The following is a 20,515-nucleotide window of genomic DNA, read 5'->3' on the forward strand; positions in this document are numbered from 1 at the left end:
CTGAGCAAGCTGTTCATTATTGCGTATAACGCGTTAGTGGCAAGTTTGTAGTCGCTCGCATCTAAGGATGGATACACGATGAACAATAATATATATGGGCGCGCCGCAGTCGAGGACGACAGGCGGGCGCCACGGCGGGTGACCGCCAGGGTCGGCATTTTCTTCGATGGCACCGGAAATAACCGTGTAAATACGCGAATCGGCGCCGATTGCCGGGCTGCGATGCAAGCGGGCGAACGCCATCACACGGCCGCGTGTGCCGGGCGCCATGAAAAGGCTTCGAGCAGTTACAGTAATGACCTGACCAATATCGCGCGACTGGCCGAACTTTATCGGCAATCGCCTCGTGCCGTGCTGGAAAACAATGAATGGCGAGTTTATTACGCTGTTTATATTGGCGGCGTGGGGACCAAGTCCGGGCGGCGTGACGCGTTGTGGTCGGGGCAGAGTTTCGGGCGTGGCACGACCGGTGTATTGGCCAAAGTGGAGGTGGCCATGAAGAAGCTGAATGCCGCGCTGGCCAGTTTCGCTGTGCACAATCCCGGCTGCGTGATCCAGGCCCTGGAGCTGGATCTGTTTGGTTTCAGCCGGGGGGCGGCGTCGGCCAGGCATCTGGTCAACGAGGTGCTCAAGCGTGAGCGCGGCGTGCTGGAAGCGCTGCTGCATGATGAGCAGGTCGCCTGGGCCGAGGAGGTCGGTTGGGCGCGGGGCTCCATCCAGGTCATGGTCGTGGGGTTGTTCGACACCGTCGCGGCGATAGGCAGCTGGCGTGACCTGGGCAACGTGCGTGATGCCAGTAACCGGCGGGTCAATCTCTACTTGCCGGCCGGCTGCGCACGGCAGGTGTTGCACCTGGTGGCACGCGATGAACGGCGGCGCAACTTCGCGCTGAACAGCATCCAGCCTGGCTGGTCGCGTGAGATCGTGTTGCCGGGGGCGCATTCGGACATCGGCGGTGGCTACCTGCCTTGCATGGTCGAGGACGTCCTGCTGACCCGGCCGCGCACGGCGGTGGTCGACTGCAGCGCGCCGCTTGCGCACAGCTCGCTCTGGCAGCAGGCACAGGCCGACCTTGAGGCACTCGATGGCCAGCGCTGGATCGATCCGGCCGACCCTTCGGCATCCTTGCAGGTGCAGTGTTCGAAAGTAGCCAGTCGTGGTTGTGACACCTCGTTGGGCAAGCAACTGGTCATGGCCTCGGTCTGCCTGCGCCGCGAGGTGCTGGGACACCTGTCGCGGGTTCACCTGCGGGTCATGCACGCCTTGGCCTGTGATGAAGGGGTGCCGTTCCAAGCCATCACAGACAGCGCGGAACTGGCCTTGCCCGACGAACTGCAGGGCGTGGCACAACGCCTCATCGCACAGGCCAGGGGCGATGAGGTGGCGCTCAGTACCGCCGAGGAGCTTCTGTTGAGCCGTCGCTACATCCACCATTCGGCGCATTGGCGACCGGTCATCGGTACCCTGGGCGGGCTGGGCGATGCGCTGTTCGTCCATGCGCCGCAGACCGGCGGTCGGGTCATTCACGCCAACGTGGCGCAACCGGGGTACCCGCATTGACGCGATGGAGCGTGCAGCCTGCGTCGCTACAGCCTGTCGGCCTATGAGGCAGGTTTCTCATGCAGGCGCACGTTCAACTCATCGACCACCGGCGCCCAGTCGGCGTCTTCACGCAGTTCCTCCTTGAGAAATCCGGCCTGCTGCGGTGTCCAGAACTCGGCATCGATCAGCTTCACGCCATCAGGCAGTCTATGCTCGGCAATGAATGCTTCGATACTGGCATCATCAAATTCCAGGCCGAGCTGTTCAAATAGATCATTGAGTGTATGAGTGGGCAATTCCATGATCATCTCCTTCAAATAGTTGGATCCATTCTTCTCGATCGGAGTGTGTTCGCACTTCAGAGTTCGATCGATATTCACTGTACTTCGACAATTAATATGAACTGTAATCACGCGCCGGGTGCCATAGACAGTCAGAGCCGGTAGAATCCCCGCCTGCCTGCATCAGCGGATGCAGAGCGTCTCGGGGATTTCAGGGCTTCTCTCGGCCCTTTCAGGAGTGATAACAGGATCGGTCCACTGCGCGGTATTAACCGGGCGGTTCATTTTTCAGTTTTTCGGGAGTTTTTACTTTGGCTGTAAGTAACCTGGATACGCATGCCTTGTTCGTGCTCGGTGATCTACGTGCAAAGTTGGTTAAGCAGTTTCAATCACGTTTCGTCTATATCGCCGAACAGTCGCCTGAGGGCCTGTACATGGCCGAGATCGACACCGAAAACAATCTGGTGGTCGATGATAAATCGCGCCTGGAGCTCAAGGTTGGCGACCATTTTCGCGCCGCGGTGCTGCCCAGTCGTGAAGGGGGCAAGTTCGAGCTGCGCTTTCGTGACCTCAAGGCGACCATTCATGGCCTGGGCGAGTACGCCTTCGTCGAGACCGACGCAGGCCAGGGTATCGTCTTCAAGCAGGGGTATGCGGTAATGATGGTGTTCGCGGCCCGTGAGGCCCTGCAGACCGGACTGGCCCCGACCCTGAAGGCCGCCATCGCCAAGGCGGCCAAGTGGCGCAAGGGCGAGCTGAACTTCCGCCCCAGCGAATGACCTGCCTGCCATTCGAATCCTCGGGCTTCAGCCTTCCTGGGCCGGGCGGTCGCCGCTGACCTCTGGCGGTACGTCCTCGCCGGCCATGCGCTTGCGGAACAGACTGGTACGGGCCAGCAGCAGAGTCGTGACCGGCACGGTGATGGCCAGCAGAATCGGGATCAGCCAGGCATGCACCACCGGTGCCTGCTTGAGGGCCGAGAAGTAGATGATCGACGCCAGGGCCACGCACCAGGTGCCGATGGTCGAGGCCAGCGCGGTCGGGTGCATGCGCTGGAAAAAGTCCTTCAGGCGCAACACGCCAATCGCACCGGTCAGCGTGAACAGGCTGCTGGTCAGCAGCAGAATGGCGGTTACCACTTCGACCCAGTACGGCACGTCGCTGGTCATTCGATCACCTCACCGCGCAGCAGGAATTTGGCCAGAGCGAATGAGCCCACGAAGCCGAACAGGGCGATCAGCAGCGCCGCCTCGAAATAGGTGTCGCTGGCATAGCGAATGCCCAGCACCAGCATCATCAGCATGGCAGTGATGTACAGGTAGTCCAGCGCCAGCACCCGGTCCTGGGCAGAGGGGCCGCGGAACAGACGCAACAGGGTCAGGACCATCGCCAGGGCGAATATCGAAAGGCTGGCCAGTATCGCCAGGCTGAGCAGGTCACTCATTGGAAGATCTCCATCAAGGGGCGCTCGTAGGTGCTCTTGAAGTGTTCGATGAAGCGCGCTTCATCCTCCAGGTCGAACACATGCATCAACAGGATGCTGCGGTCCAGCGCCAGTTCCGACCAGACCGTGCCGGGGATCACGGTACACACCATGGCCAGGGCCGCCAGGCCGTGGGCATCGCGCATTTCCAGCGGAATACGCACGAAGGCCGAGCGCGGCGGGCGACGCTTGAGCGTCCACACCGTGCGCGCCACCTGCAGGTTGGAGAGCACCACGTCGATGCCGACGTTGAAGATGAAGCGCACGATGGTGCCTGGCTTGCTAAGGCGCACCGGCATCGGCCGCAGCGAGGCGAACATCAGTGGGGCGAGAAAGCCCAGCAGGCCGCCCAGCAGGATGTGCCCGGCACTCAGGGAAAGATTCAACACCAGCCACAGCCCCCAGAGCGCCAGGGACAACAGCGGAGCGGGGAACAGTCGTTTCATGGCTGCACCTGCGAGGTGTTGAGGGTGGTGCCCGGCAGTGGGCGAGTGGCCATTACCGACTGGATGTATTGCTGGGGCTCATGCAGGGTAGCGGCAGTCTGCTGGGTATAGAGCAGCAGCGGCTCGGCCTTGAAGGTCAGGGTGATGCACAGGCCCAGCAACAGCACGATGGGCAGGTACTCGCTGTGGCGCAGCAGCGGCGATGGCGTTTCCCGAGGTGTCCAGAAACGCTGGATGCCCAGGCGCACGAACGACATCAGTGCCGCCAGGCCAGAAAACACCAGCAGTGCGATGAGCAGCCAGGCTTCCAGCGAAACCGGCGGGTTGCTGGCGCTGCCCAGGCCCTCAGGGTTGAGCAAGGCATTGAGCAGGGTCAGCTTGCCAATGAACCCGGAAAGCGGCGGCATGCCGATGACCAGTAGGGCGCAGGCGACGAAGCACAAGCCCAGGAAGGCCATGGTCATGGGAATCACCTGGCCGACCACGATGTTCTCTTCTTCGTCGAGATTGCTGCCGCGCGGTGGGTGCAGAGACTCCAGATTGTGCGGCAACTGGTCGGCGTCTTCGTCTTCGCCGTACTGGTTGGCCGAGCGCGTGCGCTCGATCAGCTCGCCGAGCAGGAACAGCGCGCTCAGTGCCAGGGTCGAGCTGACCAGGTAGAACAGCGCACCGGCAGTGAGGCCCGGTTGTGCGAAGCCGATTGCCGACAGCAGGATGCCCGCCGAGACCAGAATGCTCAGGCTGGCCATGCGCTCCAGGCGCTGGGCGGCGATGATCGCTACCGCTGCCGTGGCGATGGTCAGCATGCCGCCGATGATCAGCCATTCGCCACCGAAGAATGCCGAGGCTTCGGCATGCTCGGAGAACAACAGGGTCCACAGACGCAGCAGGGTGTAGATGCCGACCTTGGTCATGATCGCGAACATCGCGGCCACCGGCGCACTGGCCGCCGAGTAGGCTGGCACCAGCCAGAAATTCAGCGGCCACATGCCGGCCTTGGCCAGAAACGCCGTGGCCAGGATCGCCGCGCCCGCATGCAGCAGGCCCCGGTCGGCTTCACTGACCTGGGGGATCTTCACCGCCAGGTCGGCCATGTTCAGGGTACCGGTCACGCCGTAGATCAGTGCCGCACCGATCAGGAACAGTGACGAGGCCAGCAGGTTGATCGCGATGTAGTGCAGCCCCGACGACACCCGAGCGCGTCCGGAACCGTGCAGCATCAGGCCGTAAGAGGCCGCCAGCAGCACCTCGAAGAACACGAAGAGGTTGAACAAGTCGGCGGTGAGGAATGCGCCATACAGTCCCATCAGCTGGATCTGGAACAGCGCATGGAAGCTTGCTCCAGCCTTGTCCCAGCGCGCCAGGGCGAACAGCAGCGCACACACGGCGATGATCCCGGTCAGCACCAGCATCAGCGCCGAGAGGTGGTCGACCACCAGCACGATGCCGAAGGGCACTTCCCAGTTGCCTGGCATGTAGACGCCGATCGAGCCCATGCCGCCGCTTTCCTGCACCCACATCAGCAGGCGTATGGCCACGGCCAGGCCGATCATGGTGGAGAACAGATTGATGCGTGCCTTGAGCGGACGATGTTTCTCGCCCAGCCAGAGCATCAGCCCGGCAGTCAGCAGGGGCAGCAGGATGGGCACGATGATCAACTGGTTGATGCCACTCATGCCTTGGGCTCCCGACCGTCCACGTGGTCGGTGCCGGTCAGCCCGCGCGAGGCCAGCAGCACTACCAGGAACAGCGCGGTCATGGCGAAGCTGATGACGATGGCGGTGAGTACCAGCGCCTGGGGCAGCGGGTCGGTGTAGTGCAGCAGGTCATGCGGCACGCCGTCCTTGATGATCGGCTCCTTGCCGATGAACAGGCTGCCCATGCTGAAGATGAACAGGTTGACACCGTACGACAGCAGGCACAGGCCCATGATGACCTGGAAGGTTCGTGGCCGCAGGATCAGCCAGACGCCCGAGGCGGCCAGTACGCCGATGGCAATGGCGATGACTTCTTCCATCACAGGGCTCCTTCTTGTGAATGAACGACGACCGCCGGTGCCGGGGTCGGTGCCCCTAATGGCTTGGGCAGCGAGGTGGGTCGATGGCTGCGCACCGCCTGGTGGCCCAGCGCAGTGAGGATCAGCAGGGTCGAGCCGACCACCACGGCATACACGCCGATGTCGAAGAACAGCGCGCTGGCCACGTGCAGGTCGCCGAAAATCGGCAGGTGCAGGTGGGCGGTGTGGGTGGTCATGAACGGGTAGCCCAACGCCATGGCGCCCAGACCGGTGAGCACCGCGCAGATCAGTCCGGTGCCGATCCAGCGCTGCGGGCGCAGGCTCATGTGCGCTTCGACCCACTGGGTGCCGGCGACCATGTACTGCAGGATGAACGCCACCGACATCACCAGGCCGGCGACGAAACCGCCGCCCGGTTGGTTATGGCCACGCATGAACAGGTACATCGACACCATGAAGGCGATCGGCAGCAGCAGGCGCACCAGCGCCGCCGGCACCATCATGAAGCCCAGCGCGGTGTCGCTGGCACTGCGCGGGTTGACCAGGTCGGTGGCCACGTCACGGGCCAGCAGACGCTGCTGGGCTGGCAGCGGGATGCTCTCCTTGGGGGGGCGGAAGCGTCGCAACAGGGCGAATACGGTGAGGGCCACCACGCCCAGTACGGTGATTTCACCGAAGGTATCGAAGCCGCGGAAGTCCACCAGCATCACGTTGACCACGTTGGTGCCACCGCCCTCGGGCAGTGCGCGGCTCAGGTAATAGGACGAGATCATGTTCGGTGTCTGCCGGGTGAGCATGGCGTAGGACAGTGCCGCCATGCCGCCGCCGACCAGCACCGCCAGGGTGAAGTCGCGAACCCGGCGTGCGCGCGCCTTGAAGCGCGTACTGGTCGCCGCCACCGCTTCGTTACGGCGCGGCAGCCAGCGCAGGCCGAGCAGGATCAGCACCGTGGTGACCACCTCGACCACCAGCTGGGTGAGGGCCAAGTCGGGTGCCGAGAACCAGACGAAGGTGATGCAGGTCATCAGTCCGCAGACGCTGACCATGATCAGTGCCGCGAGGCGGTGGTACTTGCCCTGCCAGGCCGCGCCCAGGGCGCAGGCAATGGCGATCAGCCAAAGGGTCACGAATACCCCGGAGCCGGGGATCTTCGGCCGGTCCCCCCAGGTCAGACCGCTGAGATACATGGGGATGAAGCCCAGCACCACCGCCGCCAGTACCAGGGCGAACAGTTGCGCTTGCAGACGGCGCGTGGTCATCAGCCGCTCGAAGCGCCGCGCCCAGTGCATCAGCGCCACCAGCAGGCGTTCGAACGAGCGCTTGCCGTTCAGGCGACCGATCAGTGGCGGCCCGGCGAAGCGCTCGCTGCGCAGCGGGTTGCGCAATAGCAGGTAGAGTGCGATGCCGCCGGCCATGGCGATCAGGCTCATGATCATCGGGGCGTTCCAGCCGTGCCAGATCGCCAGGCTGTACTCGGGCAGTTCACCACCGACCACTGGTCTGGCGGCGGCAGCCAGCAGCGGGCCTACCGATTGCGCCGGGAAGATGCCGACCACCAGGCAGGCCAGCACCAGCAACTCCACGGGCATGCGCATCCAGCGCGGTGGCTCGTGGGGCAGCAGCGGCAGGTCCTTGGCCGGTGGGCCGAAGAATACGTCTACGGTAAAGCGTAACGAGTAGGCCACGCTGAACGCACCGGCCACGGTCGCCACCACGGGCAGGGCCATTTCCACCCAGGCCGAGGACGAAATGAACACCGTCTCGGCGAAGAACATTTCCTTGGACAGGAAGCCATTCATCAACGGCACCCCGGCCATCGCGGCGCTGGCGACCATGGCCAGGGTGGCGGTATAGGGAATCATCTTCACCAGCCCGCTGAGGCGGCGAATGTCGCGGGTGCCGCTTTCGTGGTCGATGATCCCGGCCGCCATGAACAACGAGGCCTTGAAGGTGGCGTGGTTGAGTATGTGGAACACCGCCGCTACTGCAGCCAGCGGACTGTTGAGGCCGAGCAGCAGGGTAATCAGGCCCAGATGGCTGATGGTCGAGTAGGCCAGCAGGCCCTTGAGGTCGTTCTGGAAGATCGCCGCGAAGGCGCCGAGCACTAGGGTGCAGGCGCCGGCGCCGCTGACGATCCAGAACCACTGCTCGGAGCCGGAGAGTGCCGGCCACAGCCGCGCCAGCAGGAATACGCCGGCCTTGACCATGGTGGCCGAGTGCAGATAGGCCGATACCGGAGTCGGCGCGGCCATGGCGTGGGGCAGCCAGAAGTGGAAGGGGAATTGCGCGCTCTTGCTCAGCGCACCGATCAGGATCAGCGTCAGCAGCACCGGGTACAGGGCATGGGCGCGAATCAGGTCGCCTGCGGCGAGGACTCGGTCCAGATCGTAGCTGCCCACCACATGGCCCAGCACTAGACCGCCGGCCAGCAAGGCCAGGCCACCGGCACCGGTGACCAGCAGGGCCATGTAGGCGCCGCGGCGCGCGTCGTTGCGATGGTGCCAGTAGCCGATCAGCAGGAAGGAGAAAACGCTGGTCAGCTCCCAGAAGAACACGATCTGGATCAGGTTGCCGGAGATTACCAGGCCCAGCATGGCGCCCATGAAGGCCAGGAAGAAGGCGAAGAAGCGTGGCACCGGATCATCCGGTGACATGTAGTAGCGCGCGTACAGTGAAACCAGGGTACCGATGCCCAGCACCAGCATGGCGAACAGCCAGGCGAAGCCGTCCATGCGCAGGACGAAGTTCAGGCCCAGGCTGGGCAGCCACAGGTATTCCTCGCGGATGACCCCGCCATCGGCGATCTGTGGATACCACAGCGCCACCTGCAAGGCGCCGGTGACGGCGATAAGCCCGGCGAGCAGAGACTCGGCGTTACGCGCGTTGTGCGGCAGAAAGGCCGCCAGACAGCTGCCGATGAAGGGCAGAAGCAGTAGAACTATCAGGGACATAGGCTTCTATTCTGCGAAGAAATGTTAAGCATCATACGTGCCAGTATGTTCATCGCCAAACTCGCGCCCCGGGTAATTTCCTACAAAAAATGTCTGATGCCATAACAGCATCAGCTCGCTTGGCATCATCCCGGTTGGTCAGTTTGGCAGGAGGGGGTTACAGCAACTGTGACCGTCGCGGTGCAGCGAAAGTCCGTGCGGCCGCGTCAGTGACCGGGGGGAAGGGGCGCGACCGGCTCGCGCCCGGCGAATGTCACTCGGCCTTGTGAATGACGGCATCGGTCTGCGGCGTGCTGGCAGCTTGGCGCTTCTTCATTTCGCTGACGATCACGCCAGCGACGATCAGCGCACCCCCAAGCAAGGCCAGGCCAGGCAGGCGCTCACCGGCGAGGCGCCCGGCGATGCCGGCCCAGACCGGTTCGCCGGCGTAGATGACCGTGGCACGGGTGGGCGAGACGCTTTTCTGCGCCCAGTTCATCGCCACTTGGATGACCGCACTCATGGCGCCCAGGCCGAGGACGATGCCCAGCAGTTGCCAGGAGAACGTCGGCAGGCGCTCGCCAGTGGGGACCACCATCAGGAACGCCAGGGCCGAGGCCGTGGCCAGTTGCACCACGGTGATGCGGCGCACGTCGACCTGCCCGGCGTAGGCGCTGATCAGGATGATTTCCGCAGCGATGGCCACGGCGCTGATGATGGTGGCGATCTCGCCGGGGCTGAAGTTCAGCGCTGCGCCCTGCGGGCCGGACAGCAGGATCAGGCCAGTGAATGCCAGCATGATACCCAGGCTGGGCATCAGCCCAGGGCGACGCCCCAGCACCAGCCACTGCAATAGCGGTACGAAGGGCACATAGAGAGCCGTGATGAACGCCGACTGGCTGCTGGGAATGCTCTGCAGGCCGACGGTCTGCAAGCCGTAGCCGAGCATGATCGCGGTGCCGATGAACAGGCCGGCGCGCAGTTCCAGCAGGGTCAGGCCACGCAGGGCCTTACCCGATACCAGAGCGACGAACAGTGCAGCGGCGGCGAAGCGCAGGCCGACGAAGAACATCGGGCCGCTGAGACTCATGGCGTGCTGGACGAGCAGGAAAGTGCCGCCCCAGAGCATGGTGATGAAGATCAGGACAGCTTCTGCCTTACTGATGTGCGGCAGGCGGGTGGGCGATTTCATGACAGTACCGGTGTGAAGTCTTGCAGGACGGGAACGCTGCGCCGCACAATGCGCCGCAAGATGAGCAGTATAATGCGCAACCGCTTCGAGTGAGCAATATGATGCACAAAGTAAATTCGCACCGTGCGCCGGTGCTGCAGCACGTGGGGCACAACGTGCGCCGCCTGCGCAATGCTGCGGGTCTCAGCCAGAGCGCGTTGGCCGATGCCTCGGGCGTCAGCCGGCGCATGCTGGTAGCCATCGAGGCGGGTGAGAACAATGTCAGCCTGGCGACCCTGGATCGTGTGGCAGAGGCCCTGGATGTCGCCTTCAGCGATCTGATCCAGGCGCCTGACGTCCAGGACCACAGCCGCATCAACGAGCTGGCCTGGGCTGGCGGTCGGCCGGGCAGCAAGGCCGTGCTGCTGTCCAAGGCACTGGCCCGGCGTGAGGTGGAATTGTGGGAGTTCAGTCTGGAGGCGGGCGACTGTTACCAGGCGGAGTCGGACCCCGAGGGCTGGAGCCAGCAGGTCTATGTCATCGAAGGTCAGCTGACGTTGCAACTGGGCGGCGGCGAGCAGCCCCATCGGATCGAGGCTGGCGAATTCTTCATGTTCTCCAGTCACCAGACCCACGCATTTCACAACCGAGGTGCCGCGCTGCTGCGTTTTGTTCGCACGGTGGTGCTGTAGTCCAAGCCCTGTGGGAGCAAGCTCGCTCCGTCAAAGCCGCAAAGCGCTTAACCGAACAGTATTGGCTTTAGCCGCAATGCTGATCAGTTAGGCCGGGTAGGCGGCTTCAGCCGCGAAGCGACCGCCTGTTCACAACAGATGCACCGAGTTGCCTGGCGCTTTCGCGGCTAAAGCCGCTTCCACCGAGCCCCATAACGACGAACTGACCCGTATTGGCTTTAGCCGCGAAGGGCGGGCAACCTCTGCTTATCTGCAGGGGCCGAGCGAAATCTTCCGCGGCTGAAGCCTACCGACCCATATATCGTTGTCTCAAGACTGCTCCAGCAATTGCGGCCCGCTGCCCTGCCGGCCCAGTGTATCGCCCTGGTTGCGCAGCGGGCAGGCCTCCATCGACAGGCAACCGCAACCGATGCAGCCGGTCAGTTGATCGCGCAAGGCGGTCAGTTGGCTGATGCGTTCATCCAGTTCGCTGCGCCACTGCCCGGAAAGCTTCTGCCAGTCGGCAGCAGTGGGGTTACGTCCCTCCGGCAGCGCCTGCAAGGCGGCGTGAATGCTGGCCAGTGGAATGCCCAGGCGCTGCGCCACCTTGATCAGAGCCACGCGGCGCAGCACTTCGCGGGGATAGCGGCGCTGATTGCCAGCGTTGCGCTGGCTGCTGATCAGTCCCTTGCTTTCGTAGAAGTGCAGGGCGGTGACCGCCACGCCGCTGCGTGCGGCCAGCTGGCCGACGCTCAGGTAAGGCCGGGGCTTGCCGACCGCTGATTGATCCATGTTGCAATCCGCCTCTTGACCTCTAGTTAACTCGAGGTTTTAACCTGCGCGCCTGTCCCTTGCAACATCTTGCATGGCCGCATCATTCATGGAGATTTTCATGCCCGTCTACAGTCAAGTCGTCGAATTCAGCATCGAGCCACGTCAGCAGTCGGGCCTGGTCGCTGCGCTGGCTGCAGTGGACCAGCGTTTCACCTGTACCTGCCCCGGTTTCATCACTGCCAGCGTGCAGGCCAGCGAAGATGGCCTGCGGGTCCTGCATCAGGTGCTGTGGCAATCGCGTGAGGCCTGCGAAGTCGCGTTGCGCAATCTGGAGCCGGGGGTGGCCGATCTGCAGCAGTTGATCCGCCAGCATCGGGTCAAGGCTGCGGTGTTCGGCAGTTATCAGGTGCTCAGCCAGATCGCCAGCAACGGTTGATCAACGTGGGGCCTGCTGCGGGGGCAGGTCGTTGGCGACCATCTCGCCGAACGGGCCGGTCAGGTTGGTCAGCCCGCGACCGGCAAGGCTGGCGTAAGGCTCGGGCAGCAACGGAAAGACCAGTTCGGCGAAGCGGTAGGCTTCTTCCAGGTGCGGGTAGCCGGAAAAGATGAAACTCTCGATACCCAGGTCGGCATATTCCTTGATCCGCGCCGCCACTTCCTGAGGGTTGCCCACCAGCGCGGTTCCCGCGCCACCGCGCACCAGGCCGACCCCGGCCCACAGGTTGGGGGCGATTTCCAGGTTGTCGCGTCGGCCAGCGTGCAGCGCGGCCATGCGCCGCTGGCCTTCGGAGTCGAAGCGGGCAAAGGACTTCTGTGCGGCGGCGATGGTTTCGTCACTGATCGGTTCGATCAGCCGCGCCGCAGCATCCCAAGCCTGTTCACTGGTTTCGCGGACGATCACATGCAGGCGAATGCCGAACTTCACCGTACGCCCGTTGCGCGCCGCGCGTTCGCGCACGTCGGCGAGTTTGGCGGCGACGGCGGCAGGGGGTTCGCCCCAGGTCAGGTAGACGTCGACCTGCTCGGCGGCCAGGTCGTGGGCAGCCTCGGACGAGCCGCCGAAGTAAAGTGGCGGGTAGGGCTTTTGCAGTGGCGGATACAGCGCCTTGGCATTTTCGACGTGCAAGTGCTTGCCCTTTAAGTCCACGGCTTCACCCTGCAGTACCCGACGCCAGATGCGCAGGAATTCGTCGGTCACCTCGTAACGCTCGCTGTGGCTGAGGTGTACGCCGTCGCCACGGTTCTCGTCCGGGTCACCGCCGGTCACCACGTTGATCAACAACCGCCCGCCCGACAGCCTGTCCAGCGTCGCGGCCATGCGTGCCGATACGGTCGGAGAGATGATCCCAGGCCGTATCGCTACCAGGTAGCGCAGGCGCTGGGTCAGGGGCGCCAGGGCCGAGGCCACCACCCAGGAGTCCTCGCAGGAGCGACCAGTGGGGATCAGCACGCCGTAGTAACCCAGATCGTCAGCCGCCTGTGCGACCTGCTTGAGGTAGTTGAGGGTCACCGGCCGGGCACCTTGAGTGGTGCCCAGGTAGTGGCCATCGCCGTGGGTGGGTAGAAACCAGAAAACGTTCATTACGGGTCCTTGCAGGCGGGGCGGCTGGGAAAATGTCAGCCCTGTTATAAGAGCTGATATTTATTCCGTAAAAGAACTTAAATTAATATTTTTAGATTTTTATCGAATATATCGACGTCACGGTCTCTGTCGCGGCAGGTCACTGCCTTGCGCTCACCTTTGCGACACTCGCTCAAGGTGCGGTTGTCTCCTCGCTGAAACTTTGCGTCGCCCTTGGCAGTCATCCACCAGGCAGACAACAGGGAGCTGCTGGACATGGCAAGGGCAATCTGGAAAGGCGCAATCAGCTTCGGGCTGGTGCATATCCCGGTGGCACTCATCTCGGCCACTTCCGCGCAGGGCGTGGACTTCGACTGGCTCGACAAGCGCAGCATGGACCCGGTGGGCTACAAGCGGGTCAACAAGGCCACCGGCAAGGAGGTCAGCGCCGAGAATATCGTCAAGGGCGTGGAGTACGAGAAAGACCGCTATGTGGTGCTCAGCGAGGAGGAGATTCGTGCGGCGCACCCCAAGGCCACCCAGACCATCGATATCTTCGGCTTCGTCGACAGCCAGCAGATTCCCCTGCAGCACATCGACCGGCCTTACTTCCTCGCCCCCACGCAACGCGGCGAGAAGGTCTATGCCCTGTTGCGTGAAACCTTGCACGACAGCAAGCGCGTCGCACTGGCCAACGTGGTGCTGCACACCCGTGAACACCTGGCAGCGGTGATGCCGTTGGCCTCCGCGCTGGTACTGGTGCTGCTGCGCTGGCCGGCCGAGGTGCGCGATATGGATGACACCCTGGAACTCAGCGAGGCGGTCACCGATGTCAGCCTGAGCAAGGCCGAACGCGACATGGCCCGCAAGCTGGTCAAGGACATGAGTGTCGACTGGCAGCCACAGGATTACCGCGACACCTTCCAGGAAAAGATCATGGCTCTGGTGGAGACCAAGGCCAAGCACGGCAAGCTGCATACGGTCAGTGACGAAGAAGCGCCCGATGAGCGTCGCCAGGCCGATGTGGTCGACCTGACCGAACTGCTGCGCCAGAGCCTGTCAGGCAAGAAAGCCGCACGCAAGAGCCCCGCCGGCAAGGCGGGTGGCAAAGCGCAGAGCGCGACCGGCGCGGGCGGTGGCGCCAAGGGCCAGCGTCGCCGCCGGGCCAGTTGAGCAAGGAGTCGAGCATGCCCAGGCCGATCAGCGAATACACCCGCAAACGCCGCTTCGATATCACCCGCGAACCGCCAGAGCCTGCCAGCCGCCCCAAGCGCAGCGGGCGTGGGCAGGCGCTGAGCTTCGTGATCCAGAAGCATGACGCCAGCCACCTGCACTATGATTTTCGCCTTGAACTGGACGGCACCCTGAAGAGCTGGGCGGTGCCCAAGGGGCCAAGCCTGGACCCGAGCCAGAAGCGGCTGGCTGTCGAGGTGGAGGATCATCCGCTGGCCTACGCGCGTTTCGAAGGCCGTATTCCTGAAGGGCAGTATGGCGCCGGTGAGGTGATCGTCTGGGACCGCGGCACGTGGCAACCCCATAGCGACCCACGGCAGGGCTATGAGGCCGGCAAGCTGGAGTTCACCCTGGAGGGTGAGAAACTGGGCGGCGATTGGGCGCTGGTTCGCACTCGGCTGAAGGGCAGTGGCAAGCGCCAGCAGTGGCTGCTGATCAAGCGCCATGATGCCGTGGCCCGCTCGGCGGGCGAGGGTGACATTACTGCCGAGCGTCCGGACAGCGTGCTCAGCGACCGACGCCTGGAAGACCGACCCCAACGCGCCGCCCCTGCCAAGCCGCAGCGCCGAAAGGCGGCCCTGCCTGATACGCTGGCACCGCAATTGGCCAGCTTGACGGACACCCCGCCGAGTGGGGCCTGGCTGTATGAGATCAAGTTCGACGGTTATCGCATCCTTGCTCGTGTCCGCGACGGCGAGGTGCGCCTGTTCAGCCGCAACGGCCATGACTGGACCGCGCGCATGCCCCGGCAAGCCAAGGCCATTACGGCGCTGGGGCTGGGCGACAGCTGGCTCGACGGCGAGGTGGTGGTGCTGAACCGCGACGGTTTGCCGGACTTCCAGGCCTTGCAACAGGCCTTTGACCAACACAGTGACCAGGACATTCTCTATTACCTGTTCGATGCGCCCTGGCTGGACGGTAAGGACCTGCGCGAGCAGCCGGTGGAGCAGCGGCGTGCCGCGCTGGAAAAGAAACTTGCAGGGCGCCGCGGCGAGCTGTTGCGGTTTTCCCAGGCGTTTGCCGCCCGCCCGCAGGAAATCATCGAAAGCGCCAGCGCCATGGGCCTGGAAGGGGTGATCGGCAAGCGCAGTGGCAGTTTGTATGCAAGCCGTCGTAATGGCGACTGGGTCAAGCTCAAATGCCGCATGGGCCAGGAATTCGTCATCGTCGGCTACACCCCGCCACAGGGCAGCCGCGGCAGCTTCGGCGCGCTATTGCTGGCGGTCAACGACGCCGAGGCCGGTGGCCTGGTGTATGCCGGGCGGGTCGGCACCGGCTTCAGTGCCCTGGCACTCAGACAACTCAAGGAGCACCTCGACCCGTTGCGCTGCAACCGTTGCCCGCTGATACGCGAACCCTCCGCCAGCAGCGTGCGCCAGGCGCATTGGGTCGAGCCACGGCTGGTGGCCGAGGTGCAGTTCGCCGAGTGGACCCGCGAGGGTGTCCTGCGCCAGGCCTCGTTCATCGGCCTGCGCACTGACAAGTCGGCACACGAGATTGTCCGTGAACACCCGCGTCCGCCCGCCGCGCCCAACGCTCAGGCACCCAGCAAGGGCGGTAGCCGGGTGGCCGGTGTGGCGATCAGCCACCCGGAACGGGTCGTCGATACGCGTAGTGGCACCCGCAAGATCGAACTGGCGCAGTACTACGAAGCGGTCGCCGATTGGCTGCTGCCAGAATTGGCCAGGCGCCCGGTGGCGTTTCTGCGTTGTCCTGAAGGCATCGCAGGCGAGCAATTCTTCCAGAAGCATGCACAGGGCCTGCGAATCCCGCACATCACCCGCTTGGACCCCGCCCTGGACCCGGGGCACGCGGCACTGCTGCAGATCGATAGTGTCCAGGCGCTGGCTGGCGTGGCACAAATGGGTGTCATCGAGTTGCACACCTGGGGCGCCACCAGTGATCGTATCGAGACCCCGGACCGCCTGATCCTCGACCTGGACCCCGACCCGACACTGCCCTGGCAGCAGATGATCGAGGCCACCCAGATGCTGCTGGCGGTGCTCGACGAATTGGGTTTGCAGGCCTTCATCAAGACCAGCGGCGGCAAGGGCATGCACGTCGTCGTGCCGCTGTCCCGCCGCGCCGGGTGGGACGAGGTGAAAGGCTTCGCCAAGGCGCTGGCCGAGTTCATGGCCCGCCAGCTGCCCGAGCGTTTCACGGCAACGGCGGGCCCACGTAACCGGGTGGGGCGGATCTTCATCGATTACCTGCGCAACACCCGTGGCGGCACCACGGTCGCGGCCTGGTCGGTACGCGCACGGCCAGGCCTGCCGGTATCGGTGCCCATTCGTCGTGACGAGCTGACAACGCTGACGTCCGCTGGCCAATGGCACATCGGCAATCTCGGCGAGCACCTGCGCCAGCTGCATGAAGACCCTTGGGCGGGTTATCACAACCGCCAGCGCATCACCCAGGCGATGTGGCAGCGTCTGGGCGCCGGAGCCTGAACGGTGAGGACATCTTGCGTTGCGAATCCGCCCACAGCGGCTAGGGTCTGTGTAAAGCCGTTGCCGTCAGACCCGCAAGGAGTTCCGCATGCGCCATTGCTCGAGCCTCACGCGCCGCCGCCTGCTGACCCTGGCTGCCGGCGCCGCCGCCGTCCTGGGTATCGATTCGGCCAGCGGTGGCGAACGTCCGGCGACCTTGCCTGCGCCTAACCCTTCCTCGCGTCTTCCAGGAGGCCGCGCCATGCAGACCCGTGTCATCCCTTCCAGCAATGAGCCCTTGCCGGTGGTGGGCCTGGGCACCTACCGCGGCTTCGATGTGGCCACCTCCAGCCCGGCGTACAAGCAGTTGCGTGAAGTGCTCGACGCACTGTTCGCCGCCGGTGGCAGTGTCATCGACAGTTCGCCGATGTATGGCCGTGCCGAGCAGACCACCGGTGAGCTGCTGTCGATCCATGAGCCGCGCTCACCGGCCTTCCTCGCCACCAAGGTCTGGACCCGCGGGCGCCAGGAGGGCATCGCGCAGATGGAAGAGTCGTTGCGCCTGTTGCGCACCGATCGCATCGATCTGATGCAGATTCACAACCTGGTCGACTGGCAGGCCCATCTGCCGGTATTGCGTGAATGGAAAACCGAGGGACGAATTCGTTACCTGGGTATCAGTCATTACACGGCGTCGGCCTACGATCAGGTCGAGGCGGTGCTCAGGGCCGAGCAGCTGGACTTCCTGCAGATCAACTACGCGCTGGATGATCGCGCCGCCGAAGCGCGCATCTTGCCGTTATGCCGCGAGCGCGGTGTCGCGGTGATCTGCAATCGCCCGTTTGGCGGCGGAGGGTTGTTGCGCAGCCTGAAAGACAAGCCGCTGCCGGGTTGGGCGGCGCAGGTCGAGGTCAACAGTTGGGCGCAACTGGCGCTGAAGTTCATCCTCGCGCACCCGGCCGTGACCTGCGTGATTCCTGGAACGGGCAACCCGAAGTACATGGCGGAGAACGCTGGCGCGGGTTTTGGTCCGACCCTGAGCGATGCCCAGCGCCAGCAACTGATCGCCCTGGTCAAAGGCTGACCCGCCACGACAGGTCGGTCAGACGCACTCCGGCTTTTGCTGGAGCGAGCGTGTTCGCGAAAAGGCTGGTAAGCCCGATTCATCTGTTGCGAGCCTGCCGCGATCATCGCGAGCAAGCTCTGCCGGCCTGATTGACGACTGCTGTGGTTGAGGCCGCGCCTACCCCGCTTGGCGCCGCGCTTTTTTCGGGGCAGGGGGCAGGGGGGCGAAGAGGGCTTTGAGGTCGTCCTCGCCAAGTTTCCAGTCACCCTGGCTGCGGCCTTCCAGAACGCCGGCGGCAAGCGCCGATTTTTCCTGCTGCAGGCGCTGGATCTTCTCTTCCACCGTACTCCTGGCGATCATCTTGTAGACGAACACCGGTTTGTCCTGGCCGATGCGATAGGCGCGGTCGGTGGCCTGGTTCTCGGCGGCCGGGTTCCACCACGGGTCGTAGTGGATCACGGTGTCGGCGGCGGTGAGGTTCAGACCCGTACCGCCGGCCTTGAGGCTGATCAGGAACACCGGCAGACGGCCTTCCTGGAATTCGCGGATCGGCGTGCGCCGGTCGCGGGTCGAGCCGGTCAGCAGGGCATAGTCGATGCCGCGCCCCTGCAGTTCCTGCTCGATCAGTTCCAGCATCGAGGTGAACTGCGAGAACAGCAGGATGCGCCGCCCTTCGGCCAACAGCTCTTCGAACATCTCCATCAATCCGGCCAGCTTGGCCGAGCTGCCATGGCGCGGGTTGACCGGCATGTCGTTGACCAGGCGCAGGTCGCAGCACACCTGGCGCAGCTTCAACAGTGCTTCAAGGATGACGATCTGGCTGCGCGCCATGCCCTTACGATCTATCTCGTCGCGGACTTTCTTGTCCATGGCCAGGCGCACGGTTTCGTACACGTCACGCTGGCTGTCGTTGAGTTCCACCCACTGGATGATCTCGGTCTTGGGCGGCAGCTCGGTGGCCACCTGTTCCTTGGTGCGGCGCAGCAGGAACGGCTTGATTCGCGCGTTGAGATGCTGCAGGCGTGCAGCATTGCCATGTTTCTCGATGGCGGTGCGGTAGTTGCTGTTGAATTCCTTGCTGCTGCCCAGCCAGCCGGGCATCAGGAAGTGGAACAGCGACCAGAGTTCACCCAGGTGGTTTTCCAGCGGTGTGCCGGACAGGCACAGGCGCTGGCGCGCGTTGAGTTGCCGCGCGGCCTGGGCGGCCTTGCTCTTGGGATTTTTGATGTACTGCGCCTCGTCGAGGATCAGCACATGCAGCGCCAGCTTTTCCAGGTGCTCGACATCTCGCGGCAACAGCGCGTAGGTGGTGAGGATCAGATCGTAGCCCTGCAGATCGTCCAGCTCCTGGTGACGCTGCGCGCCGTACAGCGCCAGGACCTTGAGCTGCGGAGTGAAATGCGCCGCTTCATCCAGCCAGTTGCCGATCAGGCTGGTGGGCATCACCGCCAGCGCCGGGCGGTCGAGGCGCCCCTGCTGCTTTTCCAGCAGCAGGTGGCTGAGGGTCTGCAAGGTCTTGCCCAGGCCCATGTCGTCGGCCAGGATGCCGCCCACTTCCAGTTCGCGCAGCGCCTGCATCCAGCTCAGGCCTTCCAGCTGGTAAGGCCGCAACTGCGCGTTGAGGCCGTCGGGCAGGCTGACCGGCGCATCCTTGATGCGTGCCAGGCGCTCGGCGAAGTGGCGCATGCGCTCGCCGCCTTCCCAGGACAGCGGCAGGTCGTCCAGCTCGTTGAGGCGGGCGGCATCGGCGGCATTCAGGCGCACGCTGGTGTTGCCCGCTTCGCGCCAGAAGAATTCCCCCAGGGTCGCCAGCACCGGCTTGAGACGGCCATAGGGCAATGCCACTTGCACCGGGCCACCGCCTTGCTGGGCGAAATGGTGCAGTTGCACCAGCAGTTGTTCTTCGTCACCGCGGCGTGCCACGTCGGCCGGGTTGATCAACTCCGGGTGGCTGCGCAGCAGGTTGACGAGGATCGGCAGCAGACTCAGGCGTTCGCCGTTGACGATGATGCCCAGTTCCAGGTCGAACCAGTTGCGGTCGTCCTGCTCGTCGATCACCGCGTACCAGTCGTCCACCGGCGTGACGTCGAAGCCGAAGCCATCGCGGATGTCGATTTCCCAGCCTTCGTCACGCAGTTTCGGCAGGTCGTCGAGCACGAAATGCAGCCAGGCCTTGTCGCCCGGCAGCTCGTACATTTCCCCGGCACTGTCGGGCAGGGCCTTGCTCTGCCGGGTGGCGACCTTGAAGCCCAGGTCGGTCAGGCGCTGGCGGTACTGTCGTTCGCGCTCGCCCTGGCGACGGATGCGCAGGATTTCCGTGGCGGTGGTTTCGAGGATGTCGCTCTTCTGGTTCACCAGGTCACTGCCCAGCGTGCTGGTCAGAATGCTCACGTGCGTGGTGCCGGTGGCGTAGTGCTTGCCGTAGGCGAAGGCCAGCGCGGCACGGTGCTGGATCTGCCGCTGCATGCGACCGTTGCGCGGTTCGAAGGCGGTGAACTCAAGGCTGGCGAGGATCAGCCGTGGGCGCGGCTGCAGGTCGTCGATCAGCCGCTCTGGCAACGCAGGCGGGCTGTCTTCGACTGCGGCCGGGCGGGCGAGGGCGAGCGCCTGGCGGTTGGCCGGGCTGCTGAGAAATTCCAGCGCGGCAACGCAATGCTTGCAGTCCCGGCGTACCGGGCAGGTGCAGGTGCAGACCAGGTAGTGGCGGGTCTGTGCCGGGTCCTTGAAGATCAGTGACTGGCTGTAACGCTCGCCAGCGCTGCCCAGGCAACGGGTACGCACCACCTGGTCGCCGACCTGCTCCAGGCTGACGCGATTCTGCCGGGCATAGGTGCGTCCGCGCTCCAGAGTCTGGGCTTTGAAGAATTGCGTCCAGGCGCTGGCCAGGACTTTTTCGAAAATCGATGACACC

The 20,515-nt window shown here is 64.1% G+C and carries 18 protein-coding genes; 7 read left to right on the forward strand and 11 right to left on the reverse strand.

Annotated features, from left to right (window positions below):
* Nucleotides 1–78 precede the first annotated feature (78 nt).
* The gene (locus QZ497_RS00820; RefSeq protein WP_295470160.1) at nt 79–1,560 is read left to right on the forward strand and encodes a DUF2235 domain-containing protein; all 1,482 of its coding nucleotides are present in this window, start codon (nt 79–81) and stop codon (nt 1,558–1,560) included.
* Nucleotides 1,561–1,601: 41 nt separating this feature from the next.
* Here the strand turns inward: QZ497_RS00820 and QZ497_RS00825 are convergent, their stop codons facing one another.
* A complete protein-coding gene (locus QZ497_RS00825; RefSeq protein ID WP_295470162.1) occupies nt 1,602–1,844 on the reverse strand; it encodes a DUF2789 domain-containing protein in 243 nt (80 codons plus the stop codon).
* Between the two features lie 290 nt (nt 1,845–2,134).
* Here QZ497_RS00825 and QZ497_RS00830 point away from each other — a divergent pair, with 290 nt between their 5' ends.
* Nucleotides 2,135–2,602, forward strand: a complete 468-nt coding sequence (locus QZ497_RS00830) for a hypothetical protein (protein ID WP_295470164.1) — start codon at nt 2,135–2,137, stop codon at nt 2,600–2,602.
* A 27-nt stretch (nt 2,603–2,629) separates the two neighbouring features.
* Here the strand turns inward: QZ497_RS00830 and QZ497_RS00835 are convergent, their stop codons facing one another.
* From QZ497_RS00835 to QZ497_RS00865, 7 genes are all read right to left on the reverse strand, one after another.
* Nucleotides 2,630–2,992, reverse strand: a complete 363-nt coding sequence (locus tag QZ497_RS00835; RefSeq protein ID WP_295470166.1) for a Na+/H+ antiporter subunit G — start codon at nt 2,990–2,992, stop codon at nt 2,630–2,632.
* The gene (locus QZ497_RS00840) at nt 2,989–3,267 is read right to left on the reverse strand and encodes a K+/H+ antiporter subunit F (RefSeq protein WP_295470169.1); all 279 of its coding nucleotides are present in this window, start codon (nt 3,265–3,267) and stop codon (nt 2,989–2,991) included. Before QZ497_RS00840 ends, QZ497_RS00835 begins: the two co-directional genes overlap by 4 nt.
* Complete coding sequence (locus QZ497_RS00845; RefSeq protein WP_295470171.1) at nt 3,264–3,752, reverse strand: Na+/H+ antiporter subunit E; 489 nt, start codon at nt 3,750–3,752, stop codon at nt 3,264–3,266. The genes QZ497_RS00840 and QZ497_RS00845 overlap by 4 nt, the downstream gene beginning before the upstream one ends.
* Nucleotides 3,749–5,428 carry a monovalent cation/H+ antiporter subunit D gene (locus tag QZ497_RS00850; protein WP_295470173.1) on the reverse strand — a complete coding sequence of 560 codons (1,680 nt, stop codon included), beginning with the start codon at nt 5,426–5,428 and terminating at the stop codon, nt 3,749–3,751. Before QZ497_RS00850 ends, QZ497_RS00845 begins: the two co-directional genes overlap by 4 nt.
* Nucleotides 5,425–5,769, reverse strand: a complete 345-nt coding sequence (locus tag QZ497_RS00855; RefSeq protein WP_295470175.1) for a Na+/H+ antiporter subunit C — start codon at nt 5,767–5,769, stop codon at nt 5,425–5,427. The genes QZ497_RS00850 and QZ497_RS00855 overlap by 4 nt, the downstream gene beginning before the upstream one ends.
* Complete coding sequence (locus tag QZ497_RS00860) at nt 5,769–8,720, reverse strand: monovalent cation/H+ antiporter subunit A (RefSeq protein ID WP_295470177.1); 2,952 nt, start codon at nt 8,718–8,720, stop codon at nt 5,769–5,771. Before QZ497_RS00860 ends, QZ497_RS00855 begins: the two co-directional genes overlap by 1 nt.
* Before the next feature lie 253 nt (nt 8,721–8,973).
* The gene (locus QZ497_RS00865) at nt 8,974–9,891 is read right to left on the reverse strand and encodes a DMT family transporter (RefSeq protein WP_295470179.1); all 918 of its coding nucleotides are present in this window, start codon (nt 9,889–9,891) and stop codon (nt 8,974–8,976) included.
* Between the two features lie 101 nt (nt 9,892–9,992).
* Between QZ497_RS00865 and QZ497_RS00870 the strand changes: the two genes are divergently transcribed.
* Nucleotides 9,993–10,562 carry an XRE family transcriptional regulator gene (locus QZ497_RS00870; protein WP_295470181.1) on the forward strand — a complete coding sequence of 190 codons (570 nt, stop codon included), beginning with the start codon at nt 9,993–9,995 and terminating at the stop codon, nt 10,560–10,562.
* A gap of 309 nt (nt 10,563–10,871) precedes the next feature.
* Here the strand turns inward: QZ497_RS00870 and soxR are convergent, their stop codons facing one another.
* Nucleotides 10,872–11,333, reverse strand: coding sequence for a redox-sensitive transcriptional activator SoxR (gene soxR, locus QZ497_RS00875; protein ID WP_295470182.1), 462 nt, complete (start codon nt 11,331–11,333; stop codon nt 10,872–10,874).
* 100 nt (nt 11,334–11,433) lie between these two features.
* On the opposite strand from soxR, the gene QZ497_RS00880 reads away from it, so the two are divergent.
* Entirely contained in the window at nt 11,434–11,751 is a 318-nt protein-coding gene (locus QZ497_RS00880; RefSeq protein WP_295470184.1) for an antibiotic biosynthesis monooxygenase, read from the forward strand.
* On the opposite strand, the gene ssuD is transcribed toward QZ497_RS00880, so the two are convergent.
* Entirely contained in the window at nt 11,752–12,897 is a 1,146-nt protein-coding gene (gene ssuD, locus QZ497_RS00885; protein ID WP_295470186.1) for an FMNH2-dependent alkanesulfonate monooxygenase, read from the reverse strand.
* A gap of 255 nt (nt 12,898–13,152) precedes the next feature.
* Here ssuD and QZ497_RS00890 point away from each other — a divergent pair, with 255 nt between their 5' ends.
* From QZ497_RS00890 to QZ497_RS00900, 3 genes are all read left to right on the forward strand, one after another.
* Nucleotides 13,153–14,049, forward strand: a complete 897-nt coding sequence (locus QZ497_RS00890; RefSeq protein ID WP_295470188.1) for a Ku protein — start codon at nt 13,153–13,155, stop codon at nt 14,047–14,049.
* A 14-nt stretch (nt 14,050–14,063) separates the two neighbouring features.
* Nucleotides 14,064–16,559: a DNA ligase D gene (gene ligD / locus QZ497_RS00895; RefSeq protein ID WP_295470190.1), complete on the forward strand. Its 2,496-nt coding sequence runs from the start codon at nt 14,064–14,066 to the stop codon at nt 16,557–16,559.
* Nucleotides 16,560–16,647: 88 nt separating this feature from the next.
* Nucleotides 16,648–17,622 carry an aldo/keto reductase gene (locus QZ497_RS00900; protein ID WP_295470192.1) on the forward strand — a complete coding sequence of 325 codons (975 nt, stop codon included), beginning with the start codon at nt 16,648–16,650 and terminating at the stop codon, nt 17,620–17,622.
* A 159-nt stretch (nt 17,623–17,781) separates the two neighbouring features.
* Here QZ497_RS00900 and QZ497_RS00905 read toward each other — a convergent pair whose 3' ends face one another.
* Nucleotides 17,782–20,514 carry a DEAD/DEAH box helicase gene (locus tag QZ497_RS00905; protein WP_295470194.1) on the reverse strand — a complete coding sequence of 911 codons (2,733 nt, stop codon included), beginning with the start codon at nt 20,512–20,514 and terminating at the stop codon, nt 17,782–17,784.
* Between the last annotated feature and the right edge of the window lies 1 nt (nt 20,515).

This window comes from uncultured Pseudomonas sp., from assembly GCF_913777995.1.
GTDB lineage: Bacteria > Pseudomonadota > Gammaproteobacteria > Pseudomonadales > Pseudomonadaceae > Aquipseudomonas.

Coding starts and splice junctions, on each gene's coding strand:
- QZ497_RS00820 (WP_295470160.1), top strand. CDS start 79: ATGAACAATAATATATATGGGCGCGCCGCAGTCGAGGACGACAGGCGG.
- QZ497_RS00825 (WP_295470162.1), bottom strand. CDS start 1,844: ATGGAATTGCCCACTCATACACTCAATGATCTATTTGAACAGCTCGGC.
- QZ497_RS00835 (WP_295470166.1), bottom strand. CDS start 2,992: ATGACCAGCGACGTGCCGTACTGGGTCGAAGTGGTAACCGCCATTCTG.
- QZ497_RS00840 (WP_295470169.1), bottom strand. CDS start 3,267: ATGAGTGACCTGCTCAGCCTGGCGATACTGGCCAGCCTTTCGATATTC.
- QZ497_RS00845 (WP_295470171.1), bottom strand. CDS start 3,752: ATGAAACGACTGTTCCCCGCTCCGCTGTTGTCCCTGGCGCTCTGGGGG.
- QZ497_RS00850 (WP_295470173.1), bottom strand. CDS start 5,428: ATGAGTGGCATCAACCAGTTGATCATCGTGCCCATCCTGCTGCCCCTG.
- QZ497_RS00855 (WP_295470175.1), bottom strand. CDS start 5,769: ATGGAAGAAGTCATCGCCATTGCCATCGGCGTACTGGCCGCCTCGGGC.
- QZ497_RS00860 (WP_295470177.1), bottom strand. CDS start 8,720: ATGTCCCTGATAGTTCTACTGCTTCTGCCCTTCATCGGCAGCTGTCTG.
- QZ497_RS00865 (WP_295470179.1), bottom strand. CDS start 9,891: ATGAAATCGCCCACCCGCCTGCCGCACATCAGTAAGGCAGAAGCTGTC.
- QZ497_RS00870 (WP_295470181.1), top strand. CDS start 9,993: ATGCACAAAGTAAATTCGCACCGTGCGCCGGTGCTGCAGCACGTGGGG.
- soxR (WP_295470182.1), bottom strand. CDS start 11,333: ATGGATCAATCAGCGGTCGGCAAGCCCCGGCCTTACCTGAGCGTCGGC.
- QZ497_RS00880 (WP_295470184.1), top strand. CDS start 11,434: ATGCCCGTCTACAGTCAAGTCGTCGAATTCAGCATCGAGCCACGTCAG.
- ssuD (WP_295470186.1), bottom strand. CDS start 12,897: ATGAACGTTTTCTGGTTTCTACCCACCCACGGCGATGGCCACTACCTG.
- QZ497_RS00890 (WP_295470188.1), top strand. CDS start 13,153: ATGGCAAGGGCAATCTGGAAAGGCGCAATCAGCTTCGGGCTGGTGCAT.
- ligD (WP_295470190.1), top strand. CDS start 14,064: ATGCCCAGGCCGATCAGCGAATACACCCGCAAACGCCGCTTCGATATC.
- QZ497_RS00900 (WP_295470192.1), top strand. CDS start 16,648: ATGCGCCATTGCTCGAGCCTCACGCGCCGCCGCCTGCTGACCCTGGCT.